Source organism: Streptomyces sp. NPDC087906 (assembly GCF_055584925.1).
The window spans coordinates 288,854-304,758 of the sequence record NZ_JBVJLC010000006.1 but is presented as its reverse complement, the minus strand read 5'-3'; the positions used below and the strand labels follow the sequence as shown (position 1 = coordinate 304,758).

Sequence of the window (15,905 nt, the reverse complement as noted above, 5' to 3'; positions counted from 1 at the left end):
GAACGTGCTGCCGTCTGCTGTTGCACCGACACCAGCCTCCCGCGCACCACCCGTCGATCACAAATCGGGACGGGAGCGAGCGGCGCGGACGAGTTCGCGGGCTTGGGGGGCCACCTCGTGGCCGAAGACCTCGATCGCCGTCGGGTCGTCGTCCATGAGGAGGAAGCCGGAGACTCCGGTGGTGAGGGCTACTTCGGCGATCTGCTCGGCCCAGTGGGTGGGCGGACCGTCGAAGGTCCCGGCGGCGTTCGGTGTGAAGCGGCCGCCGATGTTGAGCAGTCGGGTGATCGCCGCGGGGTCGCGGCCTGCCTCGGCGGCGCCCTCGTCGACCTGTTCGCTCATTCTGGTGAGCGAACTCAGGCCGTCGGGAAGGTAGTTCAGCGACGGCAGCCAGCCGTCGGCGACGCGTCCGGTCAGCCGCAGCATGCGTGGTCCGTAGGCGCCCACGTGGATCGGTACCTGGCGGGTCGGGGTGGGGCCGCGGTGTGCGCCGGTGACGCGGTAGAACGTGCCGTCGAACGTGAAGCCGCCGCGCTCGTCCGTCGCCCACAGACCGCGCAGGACAACGATCGCCTCCTCCAGTGCGTCGACCGACTCGCGCTTGGTGAGGCGGGGACCGCCCATCGCGACGACGCCGTCCAGGAACGCGCCGGCGCCGAGACCGATCTCGACGCGCCCGCCGGACAGGCGGTCGAGGCTCGCCGCTGCGCGGGCGAGCGTCGCGGGCGGGCGCAGGGGCAGGCTCAGGACGTCCCCCACGACGCGCAGGCGCTGGGTGCGCGCCGCAACGTAGGACATCAGGGTCCAGGTGTCCTGGAGCTTCGGCTGGTACGGGTGGTCCTGGAAACCCACCAGGTCGAGGCCCGCGCGTTCGGCGACGACGGCCAGCTCGACCGGCCGCTGGGGCGGGGTCGCCACCGGGGAGATGAAGGCGCCGAAGGTCAGGTCGTGTCCGTAGTCGGTCATCGTGTTCCTCCTGAGGATGCGGCCGGGGTGCCGGCCGGGGACGTTGCCCGGGTGCCGGCCGGGGAAGGTGTCGGGGTGGCGGCCGGGGACGTTGCCGGGGTGAGGGCGAAGTTGTCGTCGAAGACCGAGTCCGGGTCGTACGTCGCCTTCAGAGCGCGCAGCCGGGTGAGGGTCTTCGGCGGCCAGGCCCGCTCGACGCGCTCAGGTCGCAGGCTGCTGTCGAAGCTGAGGTAACTGCCTTCGAAGAAGGGTTCAAGCTCTGCCCAGAGGTCGTCCACGACCGCGTCGTGCCCGCCCATCAGTACGACGGAGAAGTTGGCGTCCCGATGGGCGAAGGCGGTGGCGTCCGGAGCGACGTCGCCGACGGCGCCGCCGAGCGCCCGGATCTGGAACCAGTGCGCCGAGCCGCTCGCTATGACCCGGGCGGCGGCCTCCGCGAACTCGGGCGTGATGTGGCGCAGCAGACCGCTCCGCGAGACCGGTTCGCCCTGGGACTGCGGTTCGTCGTCGCTCGCGTTGGCCATGATCTCCGCGTACGGCAGGATCTGCGCCTGCTGCGCGTAGAGCGGGCCGAGTTCGGCGAGTGGTTGCAGCCGGGCGAGGACCGTCTGCGGATCGTCGGAGTCGACCACGGTACGGCTGAGTGCGATCGGCGGCTGTCCGCCGCGCGTGGGCGGCATGATCAGGAAGCTCGTCACATCGCGCGGGGAGTTCTCGACGAACTCGCCCCAGGCCACCAGGTAGCGGGCGCGGTCACCGGCGTCCTGGGTCAGTTCGGCGTAGCCGACCGGACCCACTGCGTCGGCCTCGAACTCGAACGAGGTGACGATCCCGAAGTTGGCTCCGGCGCCGCGCACGGCCCAGAACAGGTCGGTGTTCTCCGTGGCGCTCGCCCGGACGATCGAACCGTCGGCCAGCACCATCTCCACCTCGCGCAGGTGGTCGATGGTGAGTCCGTGCTCGCGTACGAGGTAGCCGATGCCGGCCGCGGTGGCGAGGCCCCCTACACCGACGCCGCCGTAGTCGCCCGAGCTGAGCGCCCAGCCGTACGGGTGCAGCGCGGCGGCGACGTCCATCCAGCGGGCGCCGGGCCCGATACGCACCCGGCGCGTCGTCTCGTCGACGACCTCGATGGTGTTCATCGCGGAGACGTCGATGACGATGCCGCCGTCGTTGGTGGAGCGCCCGGAAATGCCGTGCCCTGCGCTGCGCCGGGACAGCGGCAGCTCGGGGTGCAGGCGGGCGAAGGCGAGCGCGGCGACCACCTGCTCGGTGCTGGCTGCGCGCAGCACCACACCCGGGGCCCCGCCGCGGAGGTAACCGGAGCGGAAGCGTCCGTACATCGGATCGCCGGGCTCGACCACCTCCGCCAGACCTGCGGGCACGTTGTCGTAGTCGACGCCGGTCCGCCGTCTCGCGCGTACGGCGGCGCTGCGGATCCTGACTCCCGCCGAGCCGTGCGGCAGCGCCGCGTCAACGGCGGCCCGCAGTGCCGGGACGACCTCTTGGGCGAAGCGGGTGAGCGTGTCGGGGTCGTCCGTGTCGATCGTGATCGTCCCCACGCCGTGGTCGACCACCAGCGGCAGCAGATCGGCGACCCACTCCCCCGGCGCGCCGGTGAACGCGGCGCCGCGCTGGCCGAACCGGCCGCTGATCGTGATCTGCCGCCGGATCTCGCGGGGGTCGCGCCCCGCCGCGCGGGCCGCTTCGTCGATCGTACGGTTGGCCACTTCGAGCGCCGCCGCACCGTCGTACGAGGTGGCCCACCCGTCGAACCGCCGGCCGGCCAGCTCCAGCAGCTCCTTGCTGTCCGCGCGCAGCGAGATCGGGACCTCGTGCGCAGGTGCGGCCTTCTGGGCTCCGGACACCCGGAAGACGCTGCCCGCCGTACGGGCGAGCCCGCGGTCCCGGACGTCCCAGAGCGCCCGGATCACGTCGAGTGCTTCGCCGACGACAGCGCCGAGGTCGGCTCGGAGTCCGTACGGTCCCTCGTCGGGCCGCGTCGGGGCCTGCTCGGCGGCGGCTCCCAGGACCAGCTCCACCCTGCCGTCGGTCAGCCGGTCAAGGCTCGCGACCGCCCGCGCCAGCATCGCCGGCTCCTGGCCGGGCAGGGCGGACACGTCGGGCACCTCGGCCCGCAGCCCGATCGTGCCGGTGTGCGCAGCCGTCCAGGCGAGCACCGTCAGGGGGTCCTGCTGGGGCCGGTCCTCCGGACTGCGGACGCTGATCTGGTCGTAGCCCAGCTCTTCGGCGAGGCCGGCGGTTGCCGCGATGCCCGCCTGGCTGGTGGCGCCCGTGGCGCCCGAAGCGCCCGCGGGATCCGAGGCGCTCAGGCTGGCGCCGAACCGCAAGGCGTGCTGGTAGTTCATCGCTGTGTCCTTGGCATTGAGGTGTGCGAGGCGTTGAGAGGTACGAGGCAGTGAGGTGTACGAGGTGTGCTGTACGACTCCGACCATCTCCCGGGAGCGCGGGATCGGCAAAGGCGAGGTGAGTAACTAACCAATGGTTAGTCGACCGGTGTACCGTGGGGCGTATGGACACTGAGGAGCATGTGAGAGAGGGGCTTGCCACTCCCCTCTCCGGCCGCACGGCACCGGGCTTCGAGCACATCGACGAGGAGCTGTGCCGGAGCTTTCGCCGGTCGGCCGAGCTGGTGGGCCGGAAGTGGACTGCCGGGATCCTGCTCGCCGGCATGCTGGGGGCCCGCCGGTTCATCGAGTACCGGGCTCATGTCGACGGTATCTCCGACAAGCTGCTGACCCAGCGCCTGCGCGAGCTGGAGGCCGAAGGGCTGCTTGAGCGCCACGTGGCGCCGACCACTCCGGTGCTCGTCACCTACAAGCCGAGCGAGCGGGCCGCAGGCCTGATGCGCGCGCTGCATCCGCTGGTGAAGTGGAGCATCGTCGACCAGGAGCTGGCCGCCCAGGCGACCAAGGTCTGACGGAATTCCCTCTGTGCGTATGTGTCGTGACGCCGTCGCCCCGGGTGCGGGCTTCACTCAGGCGCAGGGCGGGCGGTAGGCGATGCCCGGCAGATAGCGGTGCCACTCGCCCGGAGTGATGGTCGGGCGGGCCGTCGCGCAGGCACGTCCGATGACGCCGGTGAAGTCGACCGGAAGCGTCCGGACGAGGCCGTCGTAGACGCCGGTGAACAGGGTGCGGTCGTCCGCCGCGAAGGCCACAGCGCTCACGGCCGTGGTGTATCCGGTGAGTTTGGCCCGGACGGCGGGTCTGTCCGGGCGGGTGACGTCCCACACGAGCACCGTCCGGTCGTCGCTGCCCGTGGCCAGGGCCCGGCCGCCGGGGCTGAAGGCGATCCCGCCCACCACGTCGCTGTGGCCGGGGAGTTCGGCCAGCTTGCGGGGGTGGGACGGGTCGTCGGTGCTCCACAGCCGTACGGGGCTGTCGCCGCCTCCGGACGTGGCGAGGACGTTCGCGTGCGGGCTGAAGGCCACGCCGAGCGCGATGATGTCGTGCGCCTGCCACTGCGCGAGCTTCTTGGGCCGGTGCGGGTCCGTCACGTCCCACAGTTGGACCGCCTGGTCGTCGCCTGCCGTGGCGAGCATGTGTGCGTCGCGGTCGAACGCCACCGAGCGGACCGTCCCGGTGTGTCCGCCCAGCCGCGCGAGCTGGGACGGGTGTCCAGGGTCACTCACGTCCCAGAGCCGGGTCGTACGGTCGGCGCCGGCGCTGGCGAGCGTACGTCCGTCCGGGCTGTAGGCCAGCGAGCGAATCGCCCCGGTACGCCCGCCGAAGACGGCGAGGCCCACCGGTCCGGCCGGGTCGGCGAGGTCGAAGGTGCGGATCTCGCCGCTCGCGTCCGCCGCCGCGAGGACCCGTCCGTCGGGGCTGGCGGCGACGGACCAGACCATTCCGTGGAACACCTCCAGCGAACTCAGCAGCCGGTGACCGGAGCCGCTGACGTCCCAGAGCCGGACGGCTTGGTCACCGCCGCCGGTGGCCAGGAGGCGCTTGCCCGGCACCGCCGCCAGGGAGACGGCATCGGCCCGGTGGGCCGCCCACGCGGCCATGAGCGTACTGAGCAGGTTGTCGCGGGTCCGCCCCTGCCGTGCCAACCGGTGCGCCGCCAGGGCGACTTGAACAGCGAGTGCCGGGTCCTTGTGCTCCAGGTCGCTCGCCCGGTCGGCCGCGTTCAGCGCGACCGCCACGTTGCGCTGCCTCGACACCTTTCCGTTGGCGCGCAGAGCGTAGTAGCTGGTACCCGTGGCGAGCAGCAGGAGAACGGACAGCAGCCCGGTCAGCAGCCGGAGTTGGCGGGCGCGGCGGCGGGTCATGGCGGCGTCGGCGCGCTCAGCCGCCAGGCTCTCGTCGAGGAACGCCCGCTCGTTCGCGGTCAGTCCCGGTGCTCCCTGCTCCGTCAGTCGACGTGCCAGGGCGAGCCGCGTGCCCCGGTACAGGGCGCCCGGGTCCCGGCCGAGGGATTCCCATGTCCCGGCCGCCTCGGTCAGTTGGCGGGAGGTGCGCAGCAGTTCGCGGTTCTCGCCGAGCCAGCGCCGCAGCCGCGGCCAGCTCCGGATCAGCGTCTCGTGGGTGATCTCGACGCTCTCGCCGTCGAGGGCGATCAGCCGTGCCCGTACCGCGTGTTCGAGTACGGCTGCGGTGTCCTCGTCGGAGTTCAGTTCCGTACGGGTGATACGGCGGCGGGTGTCCTCGGCGCCCTCGCCGAGCGCGGTCAGGCGCTGGAACAGATGTCGGGCGATGTCCTGGCGGGCGGGTGTGAGGCCGGCGTAGAACGCCTCGCCCGTCTGGGCCAGCGATCCCTCGATGCCGCCGACCGCGCGGAACCCGTCGAGGGTCAGGACGTTGCCGCGCCGGCGGTGCCAGGTCTCCAGCAGGGCGTGGGAGAGCAAGGGCAGGGCGGCGGCGCGCCCTTGGACCTGTCCGATCAGATGGGCGAGCAGTTGGCCCTCGACCCGGCAGCCCGCCTGGACGGCCGGGCGAACGATCACGCTGTGCAGTTCGTCCACGCTCATCGGGCCGACCGTGACCTGCGCGTCGCGGAACGCCTCGACCAGCGCGCCGTGTTCGGCGCAGTGCGGATAGAAGTCGGCGCGTACGCCCAGGACCACCCGCCCTGCGCTGTTGGGGGCGCGGGCGACGGCGACGAGCGCGGAGATGAAGCGCGTCCGCTCCTCCCTGCTGCGGCAGATGGTGAACAGCTCTTCGAACTGGTCGACCACGAGGACCGTTTCGGCGGCCCCGGGTTCGTACGTGGTCATCTGGCGGAGCGTCAGATGCAGACTCTCCGGAGCCGACGAGAGATCCTGGTGGAGCCTGCCGGGCGTGGTGCGCGCCGGGCCCGCGAGCCGCACGGCGAGTTCTTCCAGCGGGTGCAGGCCGGGGGTGAAGGGGATGACGCGGCTGCCGCCGGCCCGCAGCCGGGGCAGCAGACCGGCGCGCAGTACGGACGACTTGCCCGCACCTGAGGCGCCGAAGACGGCGACGAACCGCCGCTCGGCCAAGGTCTTCGCCAGGTCCTCGACCAGCCGCTCGCGTCCGAAGAACCGATCGGAGTCGTCGGCGTCGAAGGACGCAAGTCCGGCGTACGGCGGACGGTGCTCCTCGGGACCCGCGCCACCCACGCCACCAGCACCGCCGTCACGCTCCGTGGCGGTGTCGGCGGCGACTTCGTGCCAGCGCTCCGCCCACTCGTCCACGTCTCCGCCGCAGGCCCGTACGTACGCCAGAGTCACATCGAGCGTCGGCAGTCGATGCCCGGCCGCAGCGCCGGACAGGGTGGCGATGGAGTAGTGCGCCCGCGCCGAAAGGGCCCGGTAGGACGGGGAACCGGCGCGGCTGCGCAACTGCCGCAGCTCGCCTGCCAGTCGCAGCAGCGGCCCGTCGCCGCCGGTCAGCGGCGTCTCTCTGCGTGGCACGCGCTCACCCCCCTCGCTCATTGTTCAGTATCTGATTGTTCGGTGCCAGTTACGGAAAGCGAACAACGCCAGGATGCTGGACCTGCTCCGGAGGCGGCCGGCTCGCTCGGCTCGCCGCTGATCACCCGCATACGGAGGAGCCCTGTCGCACCCCTCACCACCTCGTTGGGTACTGGCGTTCGGCGGAACATGCGCCACCTGCCGCAAGATCTCGGGCGCGGTCGCGCAGGCCTGCGACGGCAAGCTGACGGTGCTGCCGCTGAGTGACGATCGCGTGAGCGGCTGGCGGGAACAGGCATGCGGGCCCGGTGCTCCATGGGCACCGACCCTGCTGCGAGTCGACGGTGCGTCGGCGCGCGGCTGGACCGGCGCCGCGATGGCCGTCCCGCTGCTGCGCAGACTCGGCCCGCGATCCGCCGCCCGAACGCTGCGCGCCCTGGGGGAGCTTCGCCGCCAGGACGCCCTGCACAACGGGCGGGCCAACGGCGTCCTTGCGCTGGTACGCGCCTGACCGGCCACAACTGACGCCGTGCGGGAGGCGTTCGGCCCGGACGAGGCGCGGGCCATGCTCGGCGTACTCGGCCCGTCCGCCGCGGCCGCTCCCCCGCCGCCGAACTGCGAGTGCAACACCATCGACGTGTACTGCGGTTGGAGCGGCGACTGCCGTACCGGAGGCTGCGCGGTCATCGGTTCGGGGTGCGGAAGCCTCTACATCTACTCCTGCAACGGCCTTTGTTACAACTGACCCGGGCCGCAGGGCGACGCGCGAAGAACGGGAGTTCCAAGAATGCGCCCAACGCGCACACAACAGACCCGCTGGATGCTGGCGTTCGATGCCTCGTGCGCCGCGTGCCGCGCCGTGTCGGCCGTCGTGTTCAACGCCTGCGACGGCAGACTTGAGGTCGTGGCCCTCGGCCGCCAGGACGTACGTGACTGGCGGGCCCGCGCCCTGGGAGCCGAACCGCCCTGGGCCCCTGCACTGCTGGCGGTCGACGCCGGTCGCGCGGACGGCGCGGCCCGCGAAGCGCGGACCGGCACCGACTCCCGCCGGCCTGGGCCGGGCACGGTTTCTGCGTTTGGCGGGAGGTGTCGCGGTCGCGGCGACCGTCCTGGTCAAGAGCGGCACTCCCGCGTTCGCGCAGGGCAAGGACGCCGCGGCGGCCGATGCCTGGGTGACGGCGCATGCCGGACGGCTGCCGACCCGGTACGACGACGTCGTCACGCTGCCGCTGGCCCACCGGAAGGCCGTCCACGCGGCGCTGCCTGCGGAGGCGCGCAGCAGGCTGTGGGTCGAACACATCGACCGGTTCCGAGCCGCCCGGCCGGATATGACGGTGCGTCAGCGCGATATGGTGGAAGAGGTACGGGCGACGGCCGCCGATGTCCGGACCTTCGAGACCCTCGAAACCTCCGAAGCCCTCGGACAGGGTCCGCGGCGGCGTCAGGGCGCGGACGTCCTGAGCGACAAGGCCGTCGGCGCCTTCGGCGAGGCGGACGCCACCCAGCTCCTCGCCACCCTCGGGCCGGCCGAGGTGCGGGGGCTGCCGGACTGCGAGTGCAGCACCGGCAGCGACAAGTGCTCAAGCAGTAGCTGCATCTGGGGCGAGAACAGTTGCGCGTACACGAGCAGCGGCTGCGGCAACCTCTGGCTCTGGTCCTGCGACGGCTTCTGCCACCAGTGACCGGGGCGGCCCCGGCCGGGTCGTCGCCCAGCAGTGCGCCGCACTCGCTGCCGGGCTGCTGAGATTCCCTCAGTTTAGTACGTTTCAATTCCGCGCGGCGAGTTGTCACGGCAGGACTCTTGACCTCCCGTACCTCGGGTCATAGGTTCATGCCGCGCGGAGTTGAAACGATTTTTGTCGCGGCGTCGAGTCGATCTCGCGTGTGTCAACCGCGCTCCGGGCCGAAGAACTTCGCCGAAGCAGAGGAGACGCAGTGATGCTGCGCGTGACGACGGCTGTGCTGGCCTTGCTGGTCCTGGGGGTGGCGCCGGTACAGGCCGAGGGCGTCGCTCGGGCCGACACCTCCCGGGCCGAGAGCGCCTTGGCCGGCGGCGTCCGGGCCGGCGGTGTGCAGGTCGGTGGGCTGACGGTCGAGCATCAGGTCGACCCGCTCGGGGTCGACGAAGCCGCACCGCGGCTCGGCTGGACGCTGAGCGCCGATGCGCGCGGCGCCCGGCAAACGGCGTACGAGATCGAGGTGTCGACCACCCGGGGCGGCCGGCCGGACGTGTGGGACAGCGGCAAGGTGCGCTCGTCGCGGTCCTTCGACATCGAGTACGCGGGCCGGGCCCTGCACTCCCGTACGCGCTACTACTGGCGCGTACGGGTGTGGGACGGCGCGCAGCAGGCCTCGCCGTGGAGTCAACCTGCCTGGTTCGAGACGGCGTTCATGAGTCAGGACCAGTTCCACGGGGCGTGGATCGGCTCCCCCACGAAGCCCGCCACCACGACGCTCGCGGGGGCGGACTGGATCTGGTACCCCGAGGGCAATCCCGCCGACTCGGCGCCCGCCGCGGCGACCCGGTACTTCCGGCGTTCGTTCGACTTGCCCGCCAACAACCCCATCAGCGAAGCCCAGTTGGAGCTGACGGCCGACGACAGCTTCACCCTGTACGTGAACGGGAAGCAGATCGTCAGCTCGCCACACGTGACCGACTCCTGGAGCACGGCGACGCTCGTCGACATCTCGGCCGAGCTGCGTCCCGGCCGCAATGTCATCGCGATCCAGGCGCTCAACGCCCTTGCGGGACCCGCCGGAGTGATCGGCAAGCTCCATGTGGAGGGCGCGACCGGCGAGCCGGTCGACCTCGTCACCGACGACGCGTGGAGAGCCGACAACACGGCGGAAACAGGCTGGCAGCAACCGGACTTCGACGACGCGGCCTGGCCTGCGGCCCTGGAGGCCGCGCACTACGGCGACGCGCCCTGGTTCAGCTCGGTCAGCGTACCGAGCCCGCCCGAACCGCTGCTGCGCAAGGACTTCACCGCGGGCAAGCAGATCGCGTCCGCCCGCGCGTACATCGCGGGCCTCGGCTACTACAAGCTCTACCTCAACGGGAAGCGGGTCGGCGACCACGAACTCGACCCGGCGTTCACGGTGTACGACAAGACCGCGCTGTACGCGACATACGACGTCACCAAGGCGCTGCAAGCCGGCAGGAACGCGGTGGGCGTGAGTCTGGGGCGTGGCTACTACGCGGAGACGAAGCCCGACGAGTGGGACGCCTCGCCCTGGCACAGCGAGCCGAAGCTGAAGCTGGAACTCGACATCACGTACAAGGACGGCAGCAGCCAGCAGGTTTCCAGTGACGGGAGTTGGAAGGCCGCCGACGGACCGACGCGCACCGAGTCCGTCCTGTACGGCGAGACGTACGACGCCCGGTTGGAGCAACCCGGCTGGAACAGCGCCGGGTTCGACGACGCGAGCTGGAAGCCCGCCCTTCCCGTCACCGGTCCTGCCGGGACGCTCAGGGCGGCGGCGTTTCCGCCGATCAAGGTGACCGGCACCCTGCCGCTGAAGGGGGTCACCACGCCGAAGGACGGCGTGCGGGTGTACGACTACGGGACGCCGACGGCCGGTTGGGCGAACGTGGCGCTGCGCGGGCCGGCCGGCGCCGTGGTGTCGATCACGTATGGGGAGAAGCTGCGCCCGGACGGCACGGTCGACAACGCGGGCCTGCAGTCGTACACGTACACGCTCAAGGGCGGCGGCCAGGAGAGCTACCGGCCCAGCTACAGCTACGACGGCTTCCGCTACGTCCAGATCGAGGCGCCGGCCGGGGTCACCATAACCTCGGTCAAGGGCGAGCGCGTCCATACGGCGGTCACCGCCACCGGCGACTTCAGCAGCTCAAGTGACCTGCTCAACCGCTACCAGGACGCCCAGGCGGACACGACGCTCAACAACCTGCACTCCATCCCGACCGACACACCGATGTACGAGAAGCGGCCCTACACCGCGGACGCGCATCTCACCGCCGACTCCGCGATCGCCAACTTCGACATGGAGAACTTCTACGAGAACTGGATGCGCGCCCACCGCGACGACCAGAACGCGGACGGGACGATCGGCCACACCGTGCCCGGCACCGTGGGGGCCAAGGGTGTGACCGATCCGGTCTGGTCGGCGAGTTTCGTGATGATCAACTGGGACATCTACTGGTACTACGGCGACACCCGCCCGCTCGCCGACAACTACGCCGCGATGAAGAAGTGGCTCGACCACTACGAGCAGACGATCGCGACGACGGGCAACATCTACACGGGCTTCAGCTACGGTGACTGGCTCGCCCCCGGCGCCTCGTTCCCGCCCGAGGGGACCAGGCTCACCGGCACCGCCTACATCAACCAGACGGCCACCACCATGGCCAAGATCGCCCGCGCCCTCGGCCACGACAGCGACGCGGCACACTTCGACAAGCTGGCGGCGACGACGGCGAAGGCCATCAACGCGACGTTCTACGACGCTTCGGCCAAGGCGTACTACGACAACAAGGCGGCGGGCTACCGGCAGACGTCGAACCTCTTCCCGCTGAGCCTCGGCATCGTCCCCGAGGCCGACCGGACGGCCGTGCTCGCCCGTCTCACCGACGACATCAAGGCCCGCGGGGTCCATCTCAACACCGGCGCCCTAGGCACGAAGATCATCCTCCCGGTGCTCACCGACTCCGGCAACGGCGACCTCGCCTACCAGGTCGCCACCAACCCCACGTATCCCGGCTGGGGTTACTGGTTCCAGGCGCTCGGCGCGACGACGATGTGGGAGGAGTGGGGTGACACCTCGCGCTCGCACGACCACGCATTCCTGGGCACGGTCGACGACTGGCTCTACCAGCGTGTGGCGGGGATCGAGCCGGCCGCGCCCGGCTACACGAAGATCAAGGTCCAGCCGTATCCGGTCGGCGACCTCACGAACGCCTCGGCGCACGTGGAGTCCCCGCTCGGCCGGGTGAGTTCGTCCTGGACCCGCACACACGGTCGCTTCACGCTCCAGGTGAAGGTACCGGTCGGCGCGACGGCGGAGATCCTGGTCCCGGCACGCGACCGGCACGCGGTGAAGGCACCGCCCGGCGCGACGTTCGAAAGCGTGCGCGACGGTTACGCCGCGTTCCGGGTCGGCTCCGGCAACTATGCCTTCTCGTCAGGCAGGTGAGCTGACCGGCTTCTCCCAGACCGAGATGTGCTTGGCGCTGTGCTCGGTGAAGGGCTCGCGCGTCCAGCTCTCCCAGCGGTCGCGCAGCCGCAGTCCCGCGAGCTGGGCCATGAGGTCCAACTCGGCGTGCCAGACGTAGCGGAAGGGCGCCGAGTGGGCCTCGCCGCGGCCGTCTTCGGTGATGTCGATGTAGTGACACGTCGCGTCCTGGGTGACGGTGTCGTAAACGGTGTAGGCCCACCCGGTCGGACTCGTGTGGAAGGGGACGATGTTCTGCCCGGCCGGGATCTTGCGCAGCTCCGGAACCATGACCTCGACGACGAAGCAGCCACCGGGTGCGAGGTGCGCGGCGGCGTTGCGGAAGCAGGCGACCTGGGCGTCCTGGTCGGCGACGTTCATGATGGTGTTGAAGACGAGATAGGCGAGCGAGAACGGCCCTTCGGCCTCCGTGTCCACGGTCGTGGTGGTGAAGTCACCGATGGAGACACCGATCGCCTCACCCCCGGGCTTGGCGCGCAGCCTGGCGACCATGGCCCGGGACAGATCGATGCCGTGCACCGCCACCCCCCGCCGCGCCAACGGCAACGCGATCCGCCCCGTACCGATCGCCAGCTCCAACGCCCGCCCGCCGTTGGCGAGTTCCGCCAGGAGGTCGACGGTCTGCTCGATGACGTCGGCTTGGAACTCGGTGCCGGTGGACTGGTCGTACGTCTTCGCCGCGTGTTCTCCGAAATACCCGTCTTCATCGGTCACCGGGCGACCGTACCGCCGCGCCGACACGAGCCGCAGATATTTTCCGGCGTCGCCTTCGGTCCGTGGTGCTGGATTCCGGACGCTACGATTGCGGCCGGGAGAGACGCATGTTCGAGACGATGTACCGCAGCCAGGACCTGCCGCCGGGGGAACGTCTGGGCACCCTGAACGAGTTCTTCCTCTCCGGTGAGCACCCCATGGAGATGGTCAGCGAGGCGCCCGAGGAGTTCCACGCGACGGTGCGGGCGGTGGACCTCGCGGCGGTGAACGTGGTGGATCTGGCGCTCTCCGCGTCGGACGTGCTGCGGACGCCGACGCTGATCCGGCGCGCCGATCCCGAACTCTACTGCGCCGTAATGCCGTTGGCCGGACGTCTCGTGGTGAGCCAGGCCGGCAGGGACGCGGTCCTGAGCGCGCCGGACTTGGCGCTGTACGACAGTTCGCGCCCGTTCCGGCTGCGGATCGTCGCGGGGGCCGAGCAGCAGCCCCGGCTGGTACGCGCGCACATCCCCCGGGCCCTGCTCGCGCTGCCCGCCGCGGGCGTCGAGCGGCTTGTGGCACGGCCGCTGTCGGGCCGGGCGGGGTTCGGCGGCGTACTGGCCCAGTTCCTCACCGGCGCGACCACCGACTCAGGTGGTTACCGCCCGACCGATCTGCCTCGGCTGGGCACGCTCGTCCAGGATCTGCTGACCGCCGTCATGGCCCACCATCTCGACGCGGAGGCCGAGGTGCTGGACGAATCGCCGCAGCGCATGCTGCTGCTGCGCATCGACAGGTTCGTCCAGCAGCGGCTGAGGGATCCGGAGCTGTCGCCGGGCATGATCGCCGCGGCACACCACATCTCGGTCGGCTACTTGCACCGCCTGTTCCTGGCGCGCGACTCCACCGTCGCCGTCTGGGTCCGCGACCAGCGCCTCGAAAGCGCCCGCCGCGACCTGACAGATCCGGCGCTGCGTGGCGTACCGGTCCACCGGATAGCGACCCGCTGGGGCTTCAAGCACCACCCCACCTTCACCCGGGCGTTCCGCGCCGCCTTCGGCGCCACGCCCACCGACTACCGGCACCAGTTCTTGGGTTCTCCCTTGTCGTCGTAGGCGACGGGTCGACGTGCCCGGCAGCCAGGCCGGCGCGAGTTCAACCGCTTGAGTCTCCCCCAGGGGGAGACAGCAAGGTGGAGGGCATGAACGGCGACGCGCTCTACGCGATTGGTGACCTTGCCCGGCGGACCGGGCTGACGGTGAAGACCATTCGGTTCTACTCCGACGCGGGGATCGTGCCGCCGACCGACCGAAGCCCGGCCGGCTACCGGCTCTACGACATCGACGCCGTCACGCGTCTCGATCTCGTCCGCACCCTGCGCGAACTCGGCCTTGACCTCTCCGCCATCAGGAAGGTCCTCGACAGGGAAGCCTCCCTGCCCGAGGTCGCCTCGGCGCACGCCGACGCCCTGGACGTGCAGATCCGCACGCTGCGGCTGCGCCGCGCCGTACTGCGGGTGGTAGCCGAACGCGGGCCCACACAAGAGGAGTTGGATCTCGTGCACAGACTCGCCAAACTCTCCGACAGCGAACGGCAGCGGCTGGTGAACGACTTCATCGACGACACCTTCGGCGGCCTGGACGCCGATCCGGAGTTCGTCGCCATGATGCGTTCGGCCATGCCCCAACTCCCCGACGACCCGGCGCCCGAGCAGGTCGAGGCGTGGGTCGAACTCGGCGAACTCTGCCAGGACACGGACTTCCGGGCCGCCGTCCGGAAGATGGTGGAACACCAGGCGGCCGAGCGGGCGGAGGGCGGTACGCCGGGTCTGCATCACGATCTGACGGCTGCGGTGCGTGAACAGGTCGACGCGGCACGCGCCGCGGGAATTGCGCCGACGTCCGCCCAGGCAGCGCCAGTTGTCGATTCGCTGGCCGCCCGCTACGCCGAGGCTTTCGGCCGCGCCGACGACGCCGATCTGCGGCCATGGCTCCTCACCCGGTTGGAGACCGGCGCCGATCCCCGGGCGGAGCGCTACTGGCAGCTTCTGTCGACCATCAACGGCTGGCCAGCGGCGCCCAGTCTCACACCGGTCTTCCGTTGGTTCATCGCCGCTCTGCGCGCCCAACTGGGCCGGTAGAAAGCGTCATCGACGCCGGAACGGCGGCGACTCCTGCCCCGGGCCGGTCGCGGGCGCCGCGCTCTCGGGCGCCGCGCTCTCGGTTGCGGCGCTCTCGGTTGCGGCGCTCTCGGTTGCGGCCCAACTGTCGAGGAGCCGCAGCGCGTCGTGGTCGGAGGTGCCGGGCGCCGCGGTGTACGCGGTGAGGGTCAGGCCCGGCTGCGCGGGCAGGTCCATGGCGTCGAAGTCCAGCTCGAAGACGCCGATGGCCGGGTGCCGGAAGGACTTACGGCCGGTCAGGTGCAGCCGTACGTTGTGTTTGGCCCAGGCCGTCCGGAACTCCTCGCTGCGGGTGACGAGTTCGCCGATGAGGCCGGTCAGTTCGGTGTCGTGTGGCGCGCGTCCCGCTTCGGTGCGCAGCAGGGCGACGGTGGTGTTGAGGGCCCCCTCCCAGTCGGGGAAGAAGTCGCGGCCGTGCGGGTCGAGGACCTGGAACCGGGCCAGGTTGACGGGACGGGCCGCGTCCTGCGCGTACACAGGTGAGTACAGGGCGCGGCCGAGCCGGTTGGTGGCGAGGATGTCCAGCCGGCCGTTGCGGATGAAGGCCGGCGCGTCGGTCATCGACTCCAGTACGCGTACGACGCTGTCCGGGAGCGGACCGCGAGCGCGCTTCGTACGGCGGGCGGGGCGCTTGGCGGCGGCGCGGGCCAGGTCGTAGAGGTGGGCGCGTTCGGCGTCGTCCAGTTGGAGGGCGTTCGCGACGGCGTCGATGACTTCCTCCGAGGCACCGGCGAGGTGGCCGCGCTCCAGGCGGACGTAGTAGTCGATGCTGACGCCCGCCAGCAGGGCGACTTCCTCACGGCGCAGCCCCGGCACGCGCCGGTTGCCGCCGTAGGCGGGCAGTCCGGCCTGCTGCGGGGTGATCTTGGCGCGGCGGGAGGACAGGAAGGCGCGGATGTCGCTTTCGGTACTCACGCATTCCAGGCTAAGCCGGACGGCGCGCGGGTGGGGGGTCCTGTCAGTACCTGTGACGCCAGG

The 15,905-nt window shown here is 71.0% G+C and carries 12 protein-coding genes; 7 read left to right on the top strand and 5 right to left on the bottom strand.

Features of this window, described 5'->3' with window-relative positions:
- Positions 1-57: 57 nt before the first annotated feature.
- Together ACZ63I_RS20245 and ACZ63I_RS20240 are read right to left on the bottom strand one after the other, a co-directional pair.
- A complete protein-coding gene (locus tag ACZ63I_RS20245) occupies positions 58-966 on the bottom strand; it encodes an LLM class flavin-dependent oxidoreductase (protein ID WP_469340358.1) in 909 nt (302 codons plus the stop codon).
- Entirely contained in the window at positions 963-3,335 is a 2,373-nt protein-coding gene (locus ACZ63I_RS20240; protein ID WP_469340357.1) for an LLM class flavin-dependent oxidoreductase, read from the bottom strand. The genes ACZ63I_RS20245 and ACZ63I_RS20240 overlap by 4 nt, the downstream gene beginning before the upstream one ends.
- 164 nt (positions 3,336-3,499) lie before the next feature.
- Between ACZ63I_RS20240 and ACZ63I_RS20235 the strand changes: the two genes are divergently transcribed.
- Complete coding sequence (locus ACZ63I_RS20235; RefSeq protein WP_469340356.1) at positions 3,500-3,907, top strand: winged helix-turn-helix transcriptional regulator; 408 nt, start codon at positions 3,500-3,502, stop codon at positions 3,905-3,907.
- Positions 3,908-3,964: 57 nt separating this feature from the next.
- Here ACZ63I_RS20235 and ACZ63I_RS20230 read toward each other — a convergent pair whose 3' ends face one another.
- Positions 3,965-6,862, bottom strand: a complete 2,898-nt coding sequence (locus ACZ63I_RS20230; protein ID WP_469340355.1) for an nSTAND1 domain-containing NTPase — start codon at positions 6,860-6,862, stop codon at positions 3,965-3,967.
- Between the two features lie 274 nt (positions 6,863-7,136).
- Here ACZ63I_RS20230 and ACZ63I_RS20225 point away from each other — a divergent pair, with 274 nt between their 5' ends.
- From ACZ63I_RS20225 to ACZ63I_RS20210, 4 genes are all read left to right on the top strand, one after another.
- Positions 7,137-7,373: a hypothetical protein gene (locus tag ACZ63I_RS20225; RefSeq protein ID WP_469340354.1), complete on the top strand. Its 237-nt coding sequence runs from the start codon at positions 7,137-7,139 to the stop codon at positions 7,371-7,373.
- A gap of 18 nt (positions 7,374-7,391) precedes the next feature.
- Positions 7,392-7,607, top strand: a complete 216-nt coding sequence (locus tag ACZ63I_RS20220; RefSeq protein ID WP_469340353.1) for a bacteriocin fulvocin C-related protein — start codon at positions 7,392-7,394, stop codon at positions 7,605-7,607.
- A 331-nt stretch (positions 7,608-7,938) separates the two neighbouring features.
- Positions 7,939-8,544, top strand: a complete 606-nt coding sequence (locus tag ACZ63I_RS20215) for a bacteriocin fulvocin C-related protein (RefSeq protein ID WP_469340352.1) — start codon at positions 7,939-7,941, stop codon at positions 8,542-8,544.
- 256 nt (positions 8,545-8,800) lie between these two features.
- Entirely contained in the window at positions 8,801-12,016 is a 3,216-nt protein-coding gene (locus tag ACZ63I_RS20210) for a family 78 glycoside hydrolase catalytic domain (protein WP_469340351.1), read from the top strand.
- On the opposite strand, the gene ACZ63I_RS20205 is transcribed toward ACZ63I_RS20210, so the two are convergent.
- On the bottom strand, positions 12,005-12,769 hold the full coding sequence (locus tag ACZ63I_RS20205) for a class I SAM-dependent DNA methyltransferase (protein ID WP_469340350.1): 765 nt from the start codon (positions 12,767-12,769) through the stop codon (positions 12,005-12,007). The two genes, ACZ63I_RS20210 and ACZ63I_RS20205, sit on opposite strands and share 12 nt — an antisense overlap.
- Before the next feature lie 107 nt (positions 12,770-12,876).
- Between ACZ63I_RS20205 and ACZ63I_RS20200 the strand changes: the two genes are divergently transcribed.
- A complete protein-coding gene (locus tag ACZ63I_RS20200) occupies positions 12,877-13,863 on the top strand; it encodes an AraC-like ligand-binding domain-containing protein (RefSeq protein ID WP_469340349.1) in 987 nt (328 codons plus the stop codon).
- Positions 13,864-13,949: 86 nt separating this feature from the next.
- Positions 13,950-14,888: a MerR family transcriptional regulator gene (locus ACZ63I_RS20195; RefSeq protein WP_469340348.1), complete on the top strand. Its 939-nt coding sequence runs from the start codon at positions 13,950-13,952 to the stop codon at positions 14,886-14,888.
- Between the two features lie 6 nt (positions 14,889-14,894).
- Here the strand turns inward: ACZ63I_RS20195 and ACZ63I_RS20190 are convergent, their stop codons facing one another.
- On the bottom strand, positions 14,895-15,851 hold the full coding sequence (locus ACZ63I_RS20190) for a helix-turn-helix transcriptional regulator (protein ID WP_469340522.1): 957 nt from the start codon (positions 15,849-15,851) through the stop codon (positions 14,895-14,897).
- Positions 15,852-15,905: the final 54 nt, after the last annotated feature.

Bases quoted from the DNA above. Each gene is read 5' to 3' on its own strand.
- ACZ63I_RS20245 (WP_469340358.1), bottom strand. From the start codon at position 966: ATGACCGACTACGGACACGACCTGACCTTCGGCGCCTTCATCTCCCCG.
- ACZ63I_RS20240 (WP_469340357.1), bottom strand. From the start codon at position 3,335: ATGAACTACCAGCACGCCTTGCGGTTCGGCGCCAGCCTGAGCGCCTCG.
- ACZ63I_RS20235 (WP_469340356.1), top strand. From the start codon at position 3,500: ATGGACACTGAGGAGCATGTGAGAGAGGGGCTTGCCACTCCCCTCTCC.
- ACZ63I_RS20210 (WP_469340351.1), top strand. From the start codon at position 8,801: ATGCTGCGCGTGACGACGGCTGTGCTGGCCTTGCTGGTCCTGGGGGTG.
- ACZ63I_RS20200 (WP_469340349.1), top strand. From the start codon at position 12,877: ATGTTCGAGACGATGTACCGCAGCCAGGACCTGCCGCCGGGGGAACGT.
- ACZ63I_RS20195 (WP_469340348.1), top strand. From the start codon at position 13,950: ATGAACGGCGACGCGCTCTACGCGATTGGTGACCTTGCCCGGCGGACC.